The 17,911-nt window shown below is 63.1% G+C and carries 17 protein-coding genes and 1 tRNA gene; 7 read left to right on the top strand and 11 right to left on the bottom strand.

Annotation, left to right across the window (positions count from 1 at the left end; genetic code table 11):
- Positions 1-28: 28 nt before the first annotated feature.
- Genes Q1A53_RS12970 through yajC form a run of 5 tightly spaced genes read right to left on the bottom strand, consistent with a single transcriptional unit; the run spans position 29 to position 4,074 of the window.
- A complete protein-coding gene (locus tag Q1A53_RS12970) occupies positions 29-382 on the bottom strand; it encodes an Mth938-like domain-containing protein (protein ID WP_299967300.1) in 354 nt (117 codons plus the stop codon).
- A gap of 9 nt (positions 383-391) precedes the next feature.
- Positions 392-1,132, bottom strand: a complete 741-nt coding sequence (locus Q1A53_RS12965; RefSeq protein ID WP_299967297.1) for a sulfite exporter TauE/SafE family protein — start codon at positions 1,130-1,132, stop codon at positions 392-394.
- Positions 1,125-2,099: a protein translocase subunit SecF gene (gene secF / locus Q1A53_RS12960; RefSeq protein WP_299967294.1), complete on the bottom strand. Its 975-nt coding sequence runs from the start codon at positions 2,097-2,099 to the stop codon at positions 1,125-1,127. The genes Q1A53_RS12965 and secF overlap by 8 nt, the downstream gene beginning before the upstream one ends.
- 1 nt (position 2,100) lies before the next feature.
- A complete protein-coding gene (gene secD, locus Q1A53_RS12955) occupies positions 2,101-3,762 on the bottom strand; it encodes a protein translocase subunit SecD (RefSeq protein WP_299967291.1) in 1,662 nt (553 codons plus the stop codon).
- A gap of 33 nt (positions 3,763-3,795) precedes the next feature.
- The gene (gene yajC / locus Q1A53_RS12950) at positions 3,796-4,074 is read right to left on the bottom strand and encodes a preprotein translocase subunit YajC (RefSeq protein ID WP_299967288.1); all 279 of its coding nucleotides are present in this window, start codon (positions 4,072-4,074) and stop codon (positions 3,796-3,798) included.
- Between the two features lie 211 nt (positions 4,075-4,285).
- Here yajC and Q1A53_RS12945 point away from each other — a divergent pair, with 211 nt between their 5' ends.
- The 7 genes from Q1A53_RS12945 to Q1A53_RS12915 all read left to right on the top strand — a co-directional run bounded on the left by Q1A53_RS12945 (position 4,286) and on the right by Q1A53_RS12915 (position 11,077).
- Entirely contained in the window at positions 4,286-5,017 is a 732-nt protein-coding gene (locus tag Q1A53_RS12945; protein ID WP_299967285.1) for a trypsin-like peptidase domain-containing protein, read from the top strand.
- A gap of 73 nt (positions 5,018-5,090) precedes the next feature.
- On the top strand, positions 5,091-6,383 hold the full coding sequence (gene serS / locus Q1A53_RS12940) for a serine--tRNA ligase (RefSeq protein WP_299967283.1): 1,293 nt from the start codon (positions 5,091-5,093) through the stop codon (positions 6,381-6,383).
- 85 nt (positions 6,384-6,468) lie between these two features.
- Positions 6,469-6,747 (top strand): hypothetical protein, encoded by a 279-nt coding sequence (locus Q1A53_RS12935; RefSeq protein ID WP_299967280.1) that lies wholly within the window; start codon positions 6,469-6,471, stop codon positions 6,745-6,747.
- An 80-nt stretch (positions 6,748-6,827) separates the two neighbouring features.
- Positions 6,828-8,114 (top strand): homoserine dehydrogenase, encoded by a 1,287-nt coding sequence (locus tag Q1A53_RS12930; RefSeq protein WP_299967278.1) that lies wholly within the window; start codon positions 6,828-6,830, stop codon positions 8,112-8,114.
- A gap of 87 nt (positions 8,115-8,201) precedes the next feature.
- Complete coding sequence (gene glpX, locus Q1A53_RS12925) at positions 8,202-9,170, top strand: class II fructose-bisphosphatase (protein ID WP_299967276.1); 969 nt, start codon at positions 8,202-8,204, stop codon at positions 9,168-9,170.
- Between the two features lie 5 nt (positions 9,171-9,175).
- Positions 9,176-10,921 carry a single-stranded-DNA-specific exonuclease RecJ gene (gene recJ / locus Q1A53_RS12920; protein WP_299967275.1) on the top strand — a complete coding sequence of 582 codons (1,746 nt, stop codon included), beginning with the start codon at positions 9,176-9,178 and terminating at the stop codon, positions 10,919-10,921.
- An 81-nt stretch (positions 10,922-11,002) separates the two neighbouring features.
- Positions 11,003-11,077: transfer RNA gene (locus Q1A53_RS12915), tRNA-Glu, on the top strand.
- A gap of 395 nt (positions 11,078-11,472) precedes the next feature.
- On the opposite strand, the gene Q1A53_RS12910 is transcribed toward Q1A53_RS12915, so the two are convergent.
- From Q1A53_RS12910 to Q1A53_RS12885, 6 genes are all read right to left on the bottom strand, one after another.
- Entirely contained in the window at positions 11,473-12,990 is a 1,518-nt protein-coding gene (locus tag Q1A53_RS12910; RefSeq protein ID WP_299967273.1) for a tripartite tricarboxylate transporter permease, read from the bottom strand.
- Positions 12,987-13,463, bottom strand: coding sequence for a tripartite tricarboxylate transporter TctB family protein (locus tag Q1A53_RS12905; RefSeq protein WP_299967270.1), 477 nt, complete (start codon positions 13,461-13,463; stop codon positions 12,987-12,989). Before Q1A53_RS12905 ends, Q1A53_RS12910 begins: the two co-directional genes overlap by 4 nt.
- A 51-nt stretch (positions 13,464-13,514) precedes the next feature.
- The gene (locus Q1A53_RS12900) at positions 13,515-14,504 is read right to left on the bottom strand and encodes a tripartite tricarboxylate transporter substrate binding protein (RefSeq protein ID WP_299967268.1); all 990 of its coding nucleotides are present in this window, start codon (positions 14,502-14,504) and stop codon (positions 13,515-13,517) included.
- A 497-nt stretch (positions 14,505-15,001) separates the two neighbouring features.
- Positions 15,002-15,463 (bottom strand): GNAT family N-acetyltransferase, encoded by a 462-nt coding sequence (locus Q1A53_RS12895; protein WP_299967265.1) that lies wholly within the window; start codon positions 15,461-15,463, stop codon positions 15,002-15,004.
- A gap of 734 nt (positions 15,464-16,197) precedes the next feature.
- On the bottom strand, positions 16,198-16,968 hold the full coding sequence (locus tag Q1A53_RS12890) for an SDR family oxidoreductase (RefSeq protein WP_299967262.1): 771 nt from the start codon (positions 16,966-16,968) through the stop codon (positions 16,198-16,200).
- A complete protein-coding gene (locus tag Q1A53_RS12885; RefSeq protein ID WP_299967259.1) occupies positions 16,968-17,891 on the bottom strand; it encodes a dihydrodipicolinate synthase family protein in 924 nt (307 codons plus the stop codon). Before Q1A53_RS12885 ends, Q1A53_RS12890 begins: the two co-directional genes overlap by 1 nt.
- Positions 17,892-17,911: the final 20 nt, after the last annotated feature.

Here is a 17,911-nt window from a genome sequence, read left to right as displayed (position 1 = left end):
GGCGACCAAAAGCCCGATAAAAGGGTACCTAGACCGGGATCAGCGCCAGCGCGATGCGGCGACCCTCGCTCAGCAGCACGTTGTAGGTGCGGCAGGCGGCAGGGCTCGCCATAACCTCCACGCCAATACCGGCTTCCTCCAGCGCGTCGCGCAATGCATCGGGCAGATGCGCAATCTCTGCTCCCGTCCCCACAAACAGGACATCAATCTCTCCGGCCAGGGTCAGCAGCGTCTCTGCGTCATCATAGCCACCCCAGCCACGGGCGCCGGTCGGTCCGGTCAGAAGCGGCCCGTGCAAAACCTCGCCGCCAATGCGGAAAAAGCCCGGGCCATAGCCCTCGACAGGTTTGGCGTCCGTAAAGGTGATCTCGTTGAGGCGCATCGCGTTCTCCTAGCTCCAGACGGGCAAGCCGATCACGACCGCCGCTGCCACGACCATATAGGCGCTGCGACGGTAAAGCGCCTCGCGCTCCGGGTCAAACAACGCCCGGCCCAGAAGCGTTCCGCCCGCGTAGGGCAACAGCAGCAGCAGGCCGAGCCAGAATGCTTCCATCCCGATGATGCCCTGCAGCATCATCAGCGGCAGCAGCGATAGCGATGTGATCGTCAGGAACAGCACCGTGTTGGCTCGGCTGCGCGCGATGCTGTCCTGACCGCCCAGCTGAAACAGGATCACCAGCGGACCGTTGAGCCCCACTGACCCCATCATGACCCCGGCGGCGGCGCCGATGCCTGCGCGCAGGGATTTGGTCGGCACCGTGTGGTAGCGCCAGCCAGCCATGAGCATCACCAGCGTCCCCGCGGTAATCCCCGACAGCACCCAGCGGATCACGGTCACATCCGTCGTCCGCAGGATCCAGATCCCCAGTGGGGCACAAAGAATGGCCGCACCGATCATCAGCAGCGTGTTGGGCCGGTCGGCCTGTTGCCAGGCTTGCGGTACCAGTGTCACGAAAGAAGCGAGCGCCGACAGTCCGAAAGCGCCCATCGCCAGCGGCGGCGCCACAAAGGCGGTCGCGACAGGCATGTAGATCAGCGCAGCACCAAAGCCTGTGAAGCCGTAGACCAGCCCTGCCGCAAAAGTCGCCGCCAGAACCCAGACGAGCCCCGGCAGCGCGATGACGTCAAGCATCTATATTGGCGTATTGGTTCCCCGAATTGGCATCGGGCTTGGACCAGTCGCGCTTGACCCCGAGGTACAGCAGCGCAGCAGATGCCACGAAGATCGAAGAGTATGTCCCCACGATCACGCCCCAGATCATGGCAAAGACAAAGCCGCGGATCACGTCGCCGCCCAGCACGAAGAGCGCTATCAGCGCCAGCAGCGTGGTCACCGAGGTCATGAAAGTCCGGCTGAGCGTTTCGTTGATGGAGATGTTCAGCACCTCGTTGAGCGGGCGTTTTTTGTACTTGCGCAGGTTCTCCCGCACCCGGTCAAAGACCACCACCGTGTCGTTCAGCGAATAGCCCACGATGGTCAGAAGTGCGGCGATGATCGCAAGGTCAAAGCGGATCTGAAGTTCGGAAAACACCCCGATGGTCAGGATCACATCATGCACGAGCGCCAGCACCGCGCCGAGAGCGAACTGCCACTCAAAACGCAGCCAGATGTATATCAGCACCGCACCGATGGCGAGCAGCACCGCGATGGCCGCCGTCTGGATAAGCTCGCCCGATACCTTGGGCCCCACCGATTCCACCGACGCGAAAGGCAGTTTCAGCCCCGGATCCGCCCCCTGCAAGGCGGTGCCGATCTGCGCGATCAGCTGGCTTTGCACCGCCTCGTCACCCTCCTGCGCCTCGATGCGGATCATGGCGACGTTCTGATCGGCGGCGAACTGCGGATCGAACACCTCGGTGATCGAGATATCGCCCAACTCCAGCGGCGCCAGCGCGTCACGGTAGACACCGATGTCGACGGGCTGGGTGCTCTCCGTGCGAATGGTCGTGCCGCCGCGAAAGTCGATGCCGTAATTCAGCCCCTGGATCATGAAGGACGCAAAGGCCACGATCATCATCAGCCCCGAGATGCCCAGCCACAGTTTCCACCGTTTGAAGAAGTCGAAATTCGTGCCTTGCTTGACCAGTCTCAGGCGCATGTCAGACCTCGATTGTCTTGGGGCGGCGGCGTTCGAACCACATCACGATCAGCAGACGCGTGACAAAGATCGCCGTGAACACGGAGGTGAGGATCCCGAGGCCCAGCGTGATGGCAAAGCCGCGCACCGGGCCGGAGCCCATGGCAAAGAGGATCACTGCCGTGATGAAGGTGGTAATATTGGCGTCCAGAATGGCGCTGAGCGCTTTCTCGTAGCCGAGCTCAATCGCGCGGGCGGGCCCTTTGGAAGTCTTTAGCTCCTCTCGGATCCGCTCGAAGATCAGCACATTGGCATCAACCGCCATGCCGACCGTCAGCACAATACCCGCGATCCCCGGCAGGGTCAGCGTGGCACCAATGAGGCTCAGAAGGCCGAAGATCAGCCCGATATTGATGATCAGCGCCACATTGGCAAACAATCCAAACAGCCCGTAGCTCAGCAGCATGAAGGCCAGCACGGCGACAAAGGCGACAATTGTCGCGACCTTGCCCGCGTCGATGCTGTCCTGTCCCAGCTCCGGCCCGATGGTGCGTTCTTCGAGGAAATCGAGCCCCGCAGGCAGCGCCCCTGCCCTCAGCAGCACGGCAAGGTTGGTGGATTCCTCCACCGTGAAGCGCCCGGTGATAATGCCCGAGCCGCCGGGAATGTGGCTCTGGATTGTGGGCGCGCTGACGACCTCATCATCCAGCACGATGGCGAAGGGGGAGCCGATATTCTCCGCCGTGTAGTCGCCGAATTTGCGCGCGCCGGAGCTGTTGAAGCGGAAATTCACTGCAGGCCGGCCGTTCTGGTCAAAGGCGGGTTGTGCGTCCACGAGTTCCTCGCCTGTAACAACCGGCGCGCTCTCGATGGTGTAGAAAACGCCCGGCTCATCCAGCGACGGCACGATGCTGTTGCCGATCCCGGGGGCGGCATCTGGGTTGGTGCCGCGGGTAACAACCGGATTGAAGGTCAGTTGCGCCGTGGTGCCGATGATCTCCTTCAGCTCCCCGGCAGACCCGATGCCCGGCACCTGAATAAGGATCCGCTGTGCGCCCTGGCGTTGAATGGTGGGTTCGCGGGTGCCGACCTCATCTATACGGCGGCGGATGATCTCAAGGCTCTGCTGCACGGTGCGTTCGTCAGTGGCGAGCTTTTCTTCCTCAGACAGGGTCACAACGATCACGTCGCCTTCGGCCCGGACGTCGATATCCGTAGCGCCCACGCCCGTGATCGTCTGCACAGGCCGCGCCAGACCGCGGACGATCTCCAGCGCGCGGGGCATGCCCGCAGGCTCACTGATGCGCACGCGCACCTCGTCTTCGGCGGAGGGCTGCAGACGGATAGTGCCGACCGTACTGCGCTCTGGCCGCAGCGCATCGCGGATCTCGGGCCAGGCGGCCTGCATGCGCGCCGCATAGACATCCTCCACCCGAACCTCGGCCAGCAAATGTGCCCCGCCGCGCAGATCGAGCCCGAGGTTCACCAGCCCCGAGGGCATCCAGTCTGGCCAAACACCGCGGTCGGCGCGGTTCTCTGCCGTGTCGGCGCCAAGCTCAATGGCCTGTACCGCATCATTGTGCCGCTCGACCGTCGTGTAAAATCCATTCGGCATGGCCAGCCACAGGCCGGTGGCACAGGTCAGCCAGATGAGGATCCGCTTCCAAAGGTCGATCTGCAGCATGGGAGGCGCCTTTTCAGCAGGACAGCAGCGCTGTTACTTCGCCGGTTCGGTCTTGGAGATAACACTGGCGATGGTGGACTGGATCACCCGGATCTTGACGCCCTCGGCAATCTCGACTTCCAGCTCGCCATCGTCCTTGACCTTGGCAACCTTACCGACAACACCGCCCTGCGTGATCACCTGATCACCCCGCCGCAGCGCTGACACCATCGCCTGATGTTCCTTGACCTTCTTTTGCTGGGGCCGGATCAGCAGGAAATACATGATCGCGAAAATCAGGATGAGGGGTACGAACTGCGCGAACGCTTCCATGTGAACTGTCCTTCCGGGTAGGGCGCGCCTGCACAAAAGCGGCGCGTCAAAGTTTGGCGGAACCTATGGCCAGTGATGGCGCTTTGCAAGGGAGGCTGGGCAGGATTCGCATTTGTGACCGGGGCTGCCGAGCCACCCTCTTGGCTGCACCGGACAAACAGGTCATTCTGCCCCGATGATCCCACGCCGCCCAACACCATCGAAGCCCGACGTGACCTGCCGCCGCAACCGTGTGAAAGCCCTCGCTCTGGTCTTGGTGGCCGCGGTTTTCACAGCCCCATTGCTGGCGGAGCCCTTTCCGGTTCTGCCGCCCGAGGAACGCGCTAAATGGACTGCTGTCGGCACCGTCAACCGCGCGGGCTTCCGGTCGATCTCTTCCTGCACGGGCACGCTGATCGCACCCGATCTGGTGCTGACAGCCGCCCATTGCGTGGACGGCCAGCGCCATTTTGTGGCCGGATGGGAGCGCGGAAAGTTCGTGGCCCACCGGATCAGTGCCGAGGCGCTCTCTCACCCCGCCTATGCGGTTGCGCCCGAAGGACGGCGCCCGCGCTTTGACGTGGCCCTGCTGAGGCTGTCAGAGCCGATCCCGGCGGAGGTGATCACGCCACTGCCGCTCAGCGATGATCCTGCGTTGCGGGACACCTCCATGACCCTGCTGGGCTATCACCGCAAAAGACCGCATCTGCTCAGCGGGCGCAGCGACTGCCAGCGCTGGAGCGGTGACATCGACATCATCACCATCGACTGCGAGGTGATCAGCGGCAACTCGGGCGGCCCGGTGCTGGCGCAGACAGACGCGGGCTGGGTCATCATCGGGGTCGTCGCCCAGCGCATCGGGGGCTATGAACCCCGCGCGCTCGCCGTGCCGGTGGGCGATTGGCTGCTGGAGGAATGGCGTCAGGGGTTGGCGCGGGCACGCAACGCGGCACCCGACGGGTAAATCTGCCTGTCCTGAGCGCAACTTATGCGTCATAAGCAACCACACTGGACGACTCAGATCAGGGACCGCCTCCATGCACGACATCCGCGCCATCCGTGACAACCCCGATGCCTTTGACGCAGCCCTCGCCCGGCGGGGCGACGCGCCAGCTACCGCTGCCTTGTTGGAACTGGATACCGCCCGACGTGCCAAGATCGCCGCCGCCGGAGCCGCACAGGCCGACCAGAACAAGGCCGCCAAAGAGGTGGGCGCCGCCAAGGCCGCCGGGAACGAGGCGGAGTTCGAGCGGTTGCGCGCCCTGGTCGGGGAGAAAAAAGCCGAAATCGCCGCGATGCAGACCGAGGCCAAGGATCTGGACACGCAATTGACCGACCAGCTTGCCCGGATCCCCAACCTGCCCGCCGAGGACGTCCCCACGGGCGCAGATGAAAACGACAACGTTGAAATCACCCGCTGGGGCGAGATGCCCGACTTCGATTTCACCCCCAAGGAGCACTATGACATCCCCGGCGTGGCCGCCGGGATGGATTTCGAGACGGCGGCCAAGATCTCCGGCGCGCGCTTTGTGCTGATGTCCGGCGCAGTGGCGCGCATCCACCGCGCGCTGGCGCAGTTCATGCTCGACACGCATGTGGAGGAAAACGGGCTGATCGAGACAAACCCGCCCGTGCTGGTGCGCGACGAGGCGATGTACGGCACCGACAAGCTGCCGAAGTTCGGCGAGGACAGCTACCGCACCGAAGACGGCATGTGGCTGGTGCCAACCTCGGAGGTGCCGCTGACCTATATTGCGGCGGAGCATGTGATCGACGAAAGCTACCTGCCCCGCCGCTACACGGCCCATACCTTGTGTTTCCGGTCGGAGGCGGGCAGCGCAGGGCGCGATACGGCAGGGATGCTGCGGCAGCACCAGTTCGAAAAGGTCGAGATGGTCTCCATCACCCTACCCGATCACTCCGACGCCGAGCAAAAGCGCATGCTGCGCTGCGCCGAGGATCTGCTGGAACGGCTGGGCATCCCTTACCGGACGGTGATCCTGTGCACGGGCGACATGGGCTTTGGCGCGCGGCGCACCTATGACATCGAGGCGTGGCTGCCCGGTCAGAACAGCTACCGTGAGATCTCCTCGGTCTCTACCACGGGCGATTTTCAGGCCCGCCGCATGAACGCGCGGTTCAAGCCCGCGGACGGCGGCAAGCCGCAGTTCGTCCATACCCTCAACGGCTCGGGCCTTGCGGTGGGCCGCTGCCTGATCGCGGTACTGGAGAATGGCCAGCGCGCAGATGGATCGGTGATGTTGCCGGAGGTGCTGGCGCCTTATCTGAGCGGTCGGACAACGCTGTCGTCTGCGGGCGCTCTGGTCTGAGCGCGGGTGCCTCGTGCGGACCCTCCTCTTGCGGCACCCGCTGTCTTGGGGCAAAGATGATGTCAGTTTGCCCGGGACCTGCTCCATGCGCCTTGCTGCTTTTGTGATCCTTTGCCTCGCGGGATGCACCCGATTTCCGGAGATCGACGCCGCGACCGATGATGTGGCACGCGATGCGCCCTACGTCGAATTGGTGCCGCTGAACCGGATCACCGATCAGGCGGCACCGCAGTCTCAGGAGAGCGCCGAGACGCAAGAGACCCTGGAAGCCCGCGCCGCGCGCCTCAGGGCGCGCGCCGCCCGCCTTAAGCAGGCAGGTCTGAGCGATGCGGAGCGAAATCGCCTGCAAGAGACAATCCAGTAGCCCCAAGCGCGTTGCATGGCCTGGGCGAACGGGCTACACGGCCCGCGACCCTTCTGCCGATCTCGTTCAAAGGATTGCCTATGTCTGCGCCGCTGCGTCTTGGAATTGCCGGTCTGGGAACCGTCGGGATCGGCGTTGTCCGCATCATTCGCCAGCAAGCCGCGCTGCTGCGCCAGCGCACCGGGCGCGACATTGTGATCACCGCCGTTTCCGCCCGGGACCGCGCCAAGGATCGCGGACTATCGCTGACCGGCTATGACTGGGAAGATGATGCCGTGGCCCTGGCCACACGCTCCGACGTGGACGTGTTCGTGGAACTTGTGGGCGGTCACGAAGGCACTGCCAAGGACGCCGTCGAGGCTGCTATTACTGCTGGAAAACAGGTGGTTACCGCCAACAAGGCACTGCTCGCCATGCACGGCCACGTCCTGGCCGAAGCGGCCGAGGCAGCCGGGAGCACTCTGCGCTATGAGGCGGCCGTGGCTGGCGGCATCCCCGTCATCAAGACGCTGAGCGAGGGGTTGGCTGCGAATGAGGTCACCCGTGTCATGGGCGTCATGAACGGCTCGTGCAATTACATCCTGACCCGGATGGAAAGCGCGGGCCTCACCTACGAAGAGGTCTTTGCCGAAGCGGACGGCCTGGGTTATCTGGAGGCGGATCCGCAGCTCGATGTGGGCGGTATTGATGCAGCCCACAAGCTGGCGATCCTGTCGTCGCTGGCCTTTGGTACGGTCGTCGATTTCGATGGCATCACGCTGGAAGGGATCGAGCGGGTCAGCATCGAGGACATCCGCGCCGCCGCTGATATGGGCTACAAGATCAAGCTGCTGGGGGTGGCGCAAAAGACCGGTCGCGGGCTGGAGCAGCGCATGCAGCCCTGTCTTGTACCCGACACGTCTCCTCTGGGGCAGCTCGATGGCGGCACCAATATGGTCGTGCTCGACGGTGATGCTGTGGGCCAGATTGTGCTGCGCGGCCCCGGCGCGGGCGAAGGCCCCACCGCCAGTGCGGTCATGGCTGACGTCTGTGACATCGCGCGGGGTGTGACAGGCCCGGTCTTCGGCATGCCCGTGAACGCGCTGACCCGGATGCCTGCGGCCCATGCGGAACTGCCCGCGCCTTATTATCTGCGCATGTCGCTGGAAGACAAACCCGGCGCACTCGCCAAGATCGCCACCGTGCTCGGCGAGGCCGGGGTGTCGATCGACCGGATGCGCCAGTACGGTCACGAGGATACCGCCGCGCCTGTGCTGATCGTCACACATAAAACGACACCCGACGCGCTCTCCACCGCGATGGATGCCATGGCGGGCACCGGTGTGCTTTCCGCCGACCCTGTCGCGCTGCGGATCGAAGCGGTCTGACCGCCATGCCCGCCGCGCGGTTGTGCGCCGCCGCAGCCCCCGGTACACCTGACGCCAATCAAAACCGACCACACAAGGATCACCGATATGCCAGCCAACGCCCAGTTCCAGGATCGTATGCTCTCTCTCGGGCTTGCCCGCGTGTCCGAAGCAGCAGCGCTCGCCTCCGCCCGGCTGGTTGGCAACGGCGACGAAAAGGCGGCTGACCAAGCCGCCGTCAACGCCATGCGCGAGCAGCTTAACATGCTCGATATCGCGGGGGTGGTTGTGATCGGTGAGGGCGAGCGGGACGAAGCCCCCATGCTCTACATCGGGGAAGAGGTCGGCACCGGGAACGGGCCCGGCGTGGATATCGCACTCGACCCGCTCGAAGGGACGACGCTCACCGCCAAGGACATGCCCAACGCGCTGACCGTCATTGCGATGGGCCCGCGCGGCTCCATGCTGCACGCGCCGGACGTCTACATGGACAAGCTCGCCATCGGGCCGGGCTACGCGCCCGACGTGGTCACCCTTGACATGAGCCCCGCCGAACGAGTCGAGGCGCTGGCCAAGGCCAAGGGCTGCCAGACCTCGGACATCACCCTCTGCATCCTCGAACGCCCCCGGCACGAAGAGATGATCGCCGATGTGCGCGGCACCGGCGCATCAATCCGGCTGATCACCGATGGCGATGTGGCAGGTGTCATGCACTGCGCCGAGCCCATGACCGGCATCGACATGTATATGGGATCAGGTGGCGCCCCCGAAGGTGTGTTGGCCGCGGCCGCGCTGAAATGCATGGGCGGGCAAATGTACGGTCGCCTGCTCTTTCGCAACGACGATGAACGCGGCCGCGCCACCAAAGCGGGTATCACCGATCTCGACAAGATCTACAGCCGTGACGAGATGGTGACAGAGGACGTGATCTTTGCCGCGACCGGTGTCACCGAAGGCAACATCCTGCCCGCGGTGAAACGCGAACCCGGCTGGATGACGACGGAGACGCTGATCATGCGCTCCAAAACCGGCTCTGTCCGCCGGATCAACTACCGCACCCCCGTCGACACCCACTAACCGGTGTGAGCTTTCTCGGCGTCGAGCAGAGCTTAACGGGGCGCCGCTGGGTTGGACCGCCGCTCGACGTGGCGCGCGCGGCAGAAGCCATCACCCAGCAAACCGGCCTGCCCACACCCGTCGCCAGCATCCTCGCGCGGCGGCAGGTCCCGCCGGGTGAGGCGGCTGCGTTCCTCGCCCCTTCCCTGCGTGAGCTGCTGCCTGACCCTCATGCGATCAAGGACATGGAAAAGGCGGCGCTGCGCGTGTTGGCCGCTGTGACCGGGCGCGAGCGGATTGCGATTTTTGCCGATTACGATGTGGATGGCGGCGCCTCCGCCGCACTGCTGATCGTCTGGCTGCGGCAGATGGGGCGCCGCGCGACGCTCTATATCCCCGACCGCATCGACGAAGGCTACGGGCCCAACGATGCGGCAATGGCGGAGCTGGCCCGAGACCATGATCTGATCGTCTGCGTGGATTGCGGAACACTGTCACATGGCCCGGTGGAAGCGGCACGCGGCGCGGATGTGGTGATCCTCGATCACCACCTTGGGGCAGAGACACTGCCCGCCGCGCTCGCCGTGGTGAACCCGAACCGGCAGGATGAGAGCGGTGATCTTGCCCATCTCTGCGCCGCAGGTGTGGTGTTCTTGTTGCTGGTGGAATTGGGCCGTCAATTGCGCACCGCGGGCAAAAGCGGCCCGGATTTGATGGCGATGCTGGATCTGGTGGCGCTGGCGACCGTCGCCGATGTGGCGCCGCTGATCGGGGTGAACCGCGCCTTTGTCCGGCAAGGCCTGCGGGTCATGGCACGGCGCGAACGGGTGGGGCTCGCCGCACTTGCGGATGCCGCACGCATGGATACCGCGCCCACGTCCTACCACCTGGGCTTTCTGCTCGGCCCCCGCGTCAATGCAGGCGGGCGTATCGGGGCGGCGGATCTGGGCGCACGCCTGCTGGCCACCGAGGACCCGCACGAGGCGGACGCACTTGCCGACCGGCTGGAGAACCTCAACACCGAACGGCGCGAGATCGAGGCCAGCGTGCGCGCCGCAGCCCTTGCCCAAGCCGAAGCGCGCGGAATGGACAGCGCGCTGGTGTGGGCCGCAGGACCCGGCTGGCATCCGGGCGTCGTGGGTATCGTCGCCTCACGTCTCAAGGACGCCTGCAACCGCCCCAGCATCGTCATCGGCGTGGAGGACGGCATCGGCAAAGGCTCGGGTCGCTCCATCGCGGGCATTGATCTGGGCGGTGCCATCCAGCGGTTGGCGCGCGAGGGCCTGCTGATCAAGGGCGGTGGTCACAAGATGGCCGCCGGGCTCACCGTAGCGGAGGATAAGCTGGAGGCGGCGATGGCACGGCTGGCTGAACTGCTGGACCGCCAGGGTGCGCATCTCGCGGGCCCGCGGGATCTGCGGCTCGATGGGATGCTGATGCCCGGGGCTGCGACGGTGGATCTGATCAGCCAGATCGAACAAGCGGGACCTTACGGCGCCGGTGCGGCTGCCCCGCGCTATGTCTTTGCGGATATGGCCATCCGCTTTGCCAAGCGGGTGGGGGAAAGTCATCTGAAACTCAGCTTTGGTGCGACGGGCGAACAGACCCTCGATGCCATTTGTTTCAGCGCCTTTGACGGCCCGCTGGGTGCGGCACTCAGCGGCCATGGCGGCGGGCATTTTCATCTCGCCGGGCGTCTGGAGCTCAACAGCTGGCGCGGTCGCCAATCCGTGCAATTGCGCCTTGAAGACGCCGCCCCGGCGGAGGGTTGAACCGATCAAGTTTCTTGGGAAGCCGTGAAATTTCCGCTTGCGCGCCGGGCGCGGATTGCCTAATCAACCGCTCACGTCAGTGGCCCGTTCGTCTATCGGTTAGGACGCCAGGTTTTCAACCTGGAAAGAGGGGTTCGATTCCCCTACGGGCTGCCACTTCTCCCCTTAAGTAATTCTCCGTGACGAGGTAGCTGTAGCGGCTGACCATCGGCGCGTTGTACGGTCGGCGGAAACGTCCCTGACTGCTGTCGAGGCATCTCCTACTCCTTTCCGCCAAAGCTCTCCGGTCACCGCTGGCGCAACTCATATCTTGGCAATCGGGATTGTCCGAACGCGTCTCAAGCGAACGACCCCGCGGCTTTCAGGTGCTCGATAGCAAATGCGGGCAATCCGCTCAGCATTGATATCCGCCACCAGAATACTCTGCGACACACGCCACCCCCCACCTGTGTCATGTCGACAAAGCTCAACGCGATCTTTGCGCGGCATCGTACCGCACGAAATTCGCAAGCGCAGATGCTGGCAACACCGCCAGACCGGTACCTTCGGACCTACGCCGGACCGTGGTTGTCTGGAGGCGACCCCTTACGCCACTGCTTTACAAACGGAAGCTGGCTGACAAGCATCAAGATCAGCGCTCCGGTCAAGACGCATGAAATCGGGTGGCTCACAAGATCGTAGAGGAATGTACCTACGTTCTCCTGTGCCCCGATCATCGCGCGCCGGTAATTCGCATCAATCATCGGCCCCAGGATCACCCCGAGAATGATCGGCCCCACCTGAAACCCGTAGCGCTTTAGAATGTACCCGAGGATACCAAATGCCAGTGCCCAAGAAATATGGACCGGATTGTTCTGGATTGCGTAGGCACCGACAGCGGACAGGATGATAATCAACGGGATCAGAACCGCACGCGGGCATTCTACGACCTTGGTAAAGATGCGAATGCCCGTCAGACCGAACACCAGCAAAAAGAGGTTTGCCAGCGTCAGGTTCCCGACGATGAACCAGAACAGATGCGGCGTATCGGTCAACAGCAGCGGCCCCGGTTTCAATCCGTGAATGTAGAGCGCGCCGATGATGATGGCCGTCACCGCATCCCCGGGGATGCCCAGCGTCAGCATCGGAACAAAGGCACCACCAACCGCCGCGTTGTTTGCCGTCTCGGGCGCGATCAGCCCCTCTTTGGCACCTTCGCCGAAAGGGACTTCGGGATCCTTGGTGCTGCGTTTTGCCTGATCATAGGCCAGAAGTGCGGCGATGTCGCCACCGGTGCCCGGCAGCGCGCCGATCACCGTGCCCAGCCCGGATGATCGCAGGCCAAGCCCGAGGTAGCGGCGCAGGTCCGACCAGGCGGGGACAATCCGGGCGACCTTCTGTTTGATCGGAGCGACCGAGACATGGTCGAGCTGAACCAGCGCTTCTGCCACACCAAAGAACCCGATCATCGCCACAACGAAGGGGACACCGCCCATCAGATTGATCGAGCCGTAAGTAAATCGCGTCTCGGCAGTCATTGGATCAAGACCGATCATGCCGATCATGACCCCAAGCGCTCCGGCGAACGCTCCTTTGGCAAAGCTCTCGCCCGACAACGTTCCGACCAGCAGAATACCGATAATACCCAGGAGCATGTATTCGCGGGACGTGAACTTGATCGCGAACTCGGCAATCAGCGGCGCCGCGACTGCGAGCGCCAGAACACCGATCAGACCGCCCATCACCGACATCACGGTCGACAGGCCGATCGCCTCTCCCGCCAGGCCCTTTTGCGCGAGCGGATAGCCGTCGATCGCGGTGGCGATGGCGCTCGGCGCGCCGGGAATGTTCAGCAGGATGGCGGTTCGCGCGCCGCCGTAGACACCGCCGACATAAACGCCTGCGATCAGCGCCAGTGCGTCATTGACATCCCATTTGAAAGTGAAAGAGATCAGGATCGACGCGGCCATGGTCACCGAAAGGCCGGGGATCGCGCCGATGTAGATGCCCGCAAAGGTGCCGAGCGCCGTGAGAGCCAGCAGGTAGGGATCCGTCCACGACGTCGCGAAAAAGCCCAAGGTCTCGATCATTGCCACAGGCTTCCGGTGGGCAGGACAACGCTGAAGACCACACGGAACAGCAGATAGATCACTCCGATCGAAAGAAGGGAAATCGCCAGTGACCAGACCGGGCCCCGTCGCCAGAGTGCCCAGATGGACACAAAGAGCAGCCCGCCGGAGGTGGGCAGGAAACCGACGCTGGGAATTGCCGCCACATACACGGCCACGAGGACGGTGAACAACACCACGCGAAGCGGAAACAGATAGCTGATCAGCCCTTGCGGGTGGGGCTCGGCAGTCCTGGTCTTGCGGATCGTTTCGGTCAGGATCACGAGCGCTGTCAACACCATGACGCCCGACGCCAGCATTGGCATGACACCACCTGTTGTCAGACCAGAGAAACCGGAAATCGCGTGAGATTCCCAGAACATGTAGCCCGCGAACACGACCAGAAGAAGCGCAAACAGGCGCTCTCCGGGCCGCTGGGGTTCAGATCTTTTCATAAGAAGCTTTTGACCCGACCCACCCACAGATCAGCGGGTCGGTTAGAACGGTCACGGTCGGGCAATGCCCAGATCCTCCGGGCTCACTTTGGCAGCACCGGTATCCTGAAGTGCCCAGACGGTGACCTGCTGCCACTTGGCAAGGAAATCAACAGCCTCCTGCCCGCTCATGTTCATGACGACGTTGCCGCGATTGGCCATGAGTTCAAGGAAGGTCGGGGCCGTCGCGGCGGTTGAAAACGCCTCGGTCAGCGTGGACTTGACCTCCTCCGGCACATCGGCTCGAACGAAAACGCCGTAGAACGGCCCCCATGGCAGAAAGCGTTCCATGTCGGGGAGCGTGTCGGTAATGGATGGCACATCCGGCAAGGTCTCTACCGGCTCGGGGTTCACGACCGCCAAGGCACGCATATTGCCCGCCTTGACCTGTTCGGCCGCTGCCGAGATGCCGGTCGGCATGAAGTCAACCTCGCCGCCCAACATCGCGGTCAGACCGGGGCCTTCACCATCGAAGGGGATGGCGGTGACGTCAAAATCGGTCGCGTTCGAGATCAATGCCGCGATTGTGGAGGGCAGACCGCCCGGGCCGGTGGAGCCCATCTTGACCGAACCGGGGTTCGCCGCGATGTCATCCAGCAGATCGCCGAGTGTCTGGTATTCCGAGGCGGCCGGCACCGCGATGACGGCCACTCCGCGCCCGAGGATATTGATCGGATACATGTCTCCGTAGTCGATGTCCGACACACCCATGACCCCGTGAAGCTGCGGGTTTTCCGCCCCGTAAAGGAAGGTATATCCGTCCGCAGGTGCGGCGCGCACAAAGGCGGTCGAAATCGCACCCGCGCCGCCGGACTTGTTCAGCACCACAATGGGCTTGCCAAGCGCTTCTTCGGCGGCCGGGTTTATGGCGCGGGCGACGGTATCCGTCGCGCCGCCTGCCCCCCACATCACAACGCCAAGAACCTCGCGTTCGGGGTATTCGGCAGCCGCAGAACCGGCCGCAACAACAAGCGCCACGATGGCGACCTTAAAGATATTCATCTATTCCTCCCTTGGCCTATGCGGCCATTCCCTTTTATTCCTCGATACTTGCCAAAAAACCTGTTCCGGTCAATTACAGCCGGTAAAAAGAACCTGGCGGGGCAAACCGATGGCTGAGGCACAGAAACCGGTGCCCGGTTCACCGCTGCGGGTTGGTGACGTAAAAAGGACCATCGCTGCAGTCGAGCGAAAGTTCTGCGCGCTGCGGCTGGGCGCCACGGTGCCAACGTCAGCCCGGGTCGCGACATCCGGTGATCGGTGAACTCATACTGAAGCCCGCGGGGGCGGTTTGTGCGCATAAGGCATAGCCAGCGCAGGATTGATGCGTGGTCGCGGCACCTGTGTCATGGGCGACCGTGCACTTTCATCTTATTTTGGCAAGTCCAACGGATCGCTTCGCGGCACCCTGTTGGCAGCATCGCGACGCCGGGTTTTGCGGCGGCTCCGGGAGAGCGAAAACCGGCCTGCCGGACGACAGGCCGGCTTTAGCTGAGTGACTAGCCAAGCGACTTCCAGAAGACGACCTTATCATCACCCGTCGCCCAGAAATCCCTGATACGCGCTTCTTCGGCATAGCCGTTCTTGAGGTAGAAGGATCGGGTCCGTGCAAAGGCGTCTGTACCCGATGTATCAGCGATCAGAATGCGCTGCCCCCGTTCCTTCAGCTTTGCCTCAAGATGCCGCAAGAGTACGCCCCCGCAACCGCCGCCCTGCTTGCTTGGCAAAACTGCAATGGCCAGCATGTTCCACGCGCCTTCTGCCATTTCTTCCGGGACCGCGTAGCAAAAGCCGATGGCCCTGCCCTCCGCTTCACATGTCAACCAGAGGTCGGGGCTTTCCTCGTCAGCGAGAAAATCAGCCGCCATGCCGGGCAACACGTCGCCCGGGAAAAGCCCCGTGCGGTCCAGCACGTCCTGTAACGCGGGAATGTCTTCGTTCTTTGTTGTTCGTATGATCATTGATCTTTTGTCTTTCATCCTGCCGCCACAGGAGCGGGATCGCTCCATGGGACGGGCGCACGACCTGTGTCTCGATCATGAATTTTCATGGTGGTTCGGGTGTTCACAGGTCGCATAAAATCAGAGCCTGACACATGGTGCTCAGACCCTATTCAGCTTCATGGTCCTGCGGTTCAGGACCTAGCGGTTTCCCGCAATCGTGAACATAAAATCTCCATCGCCTGGCATCTTGGCCATGCGTACGCCGACGCTAGCAGTGTGCTTCTAGCACCGCAAGACATGGTTGGCGTGAGGCTTGCTTCCGCAGACCGAGGCAGACTTTCCGGCCCGTTCCGCGAACAATATCTACGGAGCGCGTGATGGCATCCCTCCGTCGTGATGCAATGCATTGCAGCGAACGGCTTTGACCCAAGACGACGGCGGCTCAAATGCTCTGTGCATAGCTGGCCGAGCGACACGTCTCCCCAACCCAAGGTCCGTGCCGTCCGGATCGACACTCTGCGCGAGAGATCGTCGCTTACCGCCAAAGGCATCCGGACGCCAATGGCACAGCAATAGCGAAACCGGACGTATCTTTTGCTCGGCCCCTCTTTGCCCATCACACTGTATAGATCACCAGACCCGCGCTTTCAGGAACGACAATCACGTCAGGTCTTTCGACGATCCCTGCCTGAAAACACGCAGCCTGTCCGGAGCCCTATTTCACCTGCCCTCATCATAGGCCTCGAAGCCTTTTAGATCGATTTGATTGATCCCCCGTCGATCCGGATCTTTGATCCTGTCACATAAGCTGCGCGCGTGGATGCCAGAAAGGTGACGACATCGGCGAACTCTTCCGGTCTGCCGTATCGGCCTGTCGGGATCGTCATGCGCGATTTTGCAGCCACCTCTGCAACATCCGTATGGGTGCGCTTTGCCGCTGCGGCATCCAGCTCATCGACGCGCTCTGTGTGGATCCGCCCCGGCATAACGACGTTCACCGTGATGCCGTCGCCTGCGACCTCATTGGCAAGCGTCTTGGACCACGCGACCACAGCCGAGCGGATCCCGTTTGACAGCGCCAGATTGGGAATGGGTTGCTCGACACCCGATGACGTGACCGAGATGATGCGCCCCCAACCTTTGTCCTTCATCGCCGGAAGCAAGCGTGTATTGAGATGAAAGAGGTTCGCTGCCATCGCCTCGAAATGCGACAGCCACGCCTCACGCGTTGCTGCCTGCGCCGTACCGGGAGGCGGGCCGCCGCCGTTGTTCACGACAATATCGACACCGCCACTGCGCAGAAGATCGCCTGCAATCTGCTCGACCTGTTCACTCTCGGCCAGATCCAGTGCGACCGGTTGCAACCCCTGAACCCCGTCTGCATAGGCGGCGATCTTGTCCACACTCCGTGCGGCAGCGTAGACACTCACCCCCTCTGCCGAGAGCCCTTGGGCGATGGCTTTGCCCAGTCCACGGCTCGCGCCGAGCACCAGCGCGCGCTTTCCCGCAATCCCCAGATCCATTACTGCAACTCCTTCAATCTGCGTTCCTGCCGTTCGATCAACGCATCCACCTCGGCCCTGCTTTGTGCGGACAGGACCGCCCCTGGCTTGCGCAGCGCGTCGTGCGCGATGATCCCGCGTTTGGCGAGGGTGTATTTCCGTATTGCCAGCCCAAGCCCCGGTTGTTGCTCAAAGCGGGCAAGCGGCAGGTAGGCATCGAAAATGTCACGCCCGCGCGCGTCATACCCCCGGGCGTGATGCGCCACCACGCTGACCATCATCTCGGGGTAGGCAAAACCAGTCATCGCGCCGTCCGCGCCGCGCCTCATCTCTTCGGGCAAGAACAGCCCGCCATTGCCGCAAAGGATCGAGAGAGGCCGCTCCAGCACGCCTTGCTGGCGAAGGTAGCTGATCTTTTCGAGCCCGGGCCAATCCTCATGCTTGAGGCACACGCAGCGCGGCAGTTCGTTGACGATACGGGCGATGACCGACGGCGCGATCTGCACACCTGTCACCAGCGGAAAGTCCTGCAAGACGAAGGGCACATCGCCGATCAACTCCGCGATCTGCCGGTAGTAGCTGATGATCTGCTCATCCGTCCGGAGGGAGCCGGGCGGTGCAACCATGACGCCGGCGGCCCCCAGATCCATCACCATCCGCGTCAACGCCCCGATCTGCGCGAAACCGGGTGCAGATACGCCGACAACCACCGGCACGCGGCCTTGAACGCGCGCCAGAATACGCGCAACGACCTCGCGTGACTCCTCGACCGTCAGCTTGGGCGCTTCACCCATCATCCCCAGCACGGTCAATCCTGTTGCGCCTGCCTGAAGGTAGAAATCCACCATCCGGTCACAGCTTTCCAGGTCGATGCGCCCATCCGGGTAAAATGGCGTCACCGCAATCACGAAGACACCGGCAGCTTTGGACGTTAACTCAGTCATCTTGGCTCCTGTCGCGTTGT

Origin of the sequence: uncultured Roseobacter sp., assembly GCF_947496515.1 — a bacterium.
Taxonomy (GTDB): Bacteria; Pseudomonadota; Alphaproteobacteria; order Rhodobacterales; family Rhodobacteraceae; genus Roseobacter.
This window is presented reverse-complemented; position numbering and strand designations above follow the sequence as displayed.

Excerpts from the sequence above, each read along its gene's own strand:
- Q1A53_RS12970 (WP_299967300.1), bottom strand. The coding sequence starts at position 382 with ATGCGCCTCAACGAGATCACCTTTACGGACGCCAAACCTGTCGAGGGC.
- Q1A53_RS12965 (WP_299967297.1), bottom strand. The coding sequence starts at position 1,132 with ATGCTTGACGTCATCGCGCTGCCGGGGCTCGTCTGGGTTCTGGCGGCG.
- secF (WP_299967294.1), bottom strand. The coding sequence starts at position 2,099 with ATGCGCCTGAGACTGGTCAAGCAAGGCACGAATTTCGACTTCTTCAAA.
- secD (WP_299967291.1), bottom strand. The coding sequence starts at position 3,762 with ATGCTGCAGATCGACCTTTGGAAGCGGATCCTCATCTGGCTGACCTGT.
- yajC (WP_299967288.1), bottom strand. The coding sequence starts at position 4,074 with ATGGAAGCGTTCGCGCAGTTCGTACCCCTCATCCTGATTTTCGCGATC.
- serS (WP_299967283.1), top strand. The coding sequence starts at position 5,091 with ATGCACGACATCCGCGCCATCCGTGACAACCCCGATGCCTTTGACGCA.
- Q1A53_RS12935 (WP_299967280.1), top strand. The coding sequence starts at position 6,469 with ATGCGCCTTGCTGCTTTTGTGATCCTTTGCCTCGCGGGATGCACCCGA.
- Q1A53_RS12930 (WP_299967278.1), top strand. The coding sequence starts at position 6,828 with ATGTCTGCGCCGCTGCGTCTTGGAATTGCCGGTCTGGGAACCGTCGGG.
- glpX (WP_299967276.1), top strand. The coding sequence starts at position 8,202 with ATGCCAGCCAACGCCCAGTTCCAGGATCGTATGCTCTCTCTCGGGCTT.
- Q1A53_RS12910 (WP_299967273.1), bottom strand. The coding sequence starts at position 12,990 with ATGATCGAGACCTTGGGCTTTTTCGCGACGTCGTGGACGGATCCCTAC.
- Q1A53_RS12905 (WP_299967270.1), bottom strand. The coding sequence starts at position 13,463 with ATGAAAAGATCTGAACCCCAGCGGCCCGGAGAGCGCCTGTTTGCGCTT.
- Q1A53_RS12900 (WP_299967268.1), bottom strand. The coding sequence starts at position 14,504 with ATGAATATCTTTAAGGTCGCCATCGTGGCGCTTGTTGTTGCGGCCGGT.
- Q1A53_RS12895 (WP_299967265.1), bottom strand. The coding sequence starts at position 15,463 with ATGATCATACGAACAACAAAGAACGAAGACATTCCCGCGTTACAGGAC.
- Q1A53_RS12890 (WP_299967262.1), bottom strand. The coding sequence starts at position 16,968 with ATGGATCTGGGGATTGCGGGAAAGCGCGCGCTGGTGCTCGGCGCGAGC.
- Q1A53_RS12885 (WP_299967259.1), bottom strand. The coding sequence starts at position 17,891 with ATGACTGAGTTAACGTCCAAAGCTGCCGGTGTCTTCGTGATTGCGGTG.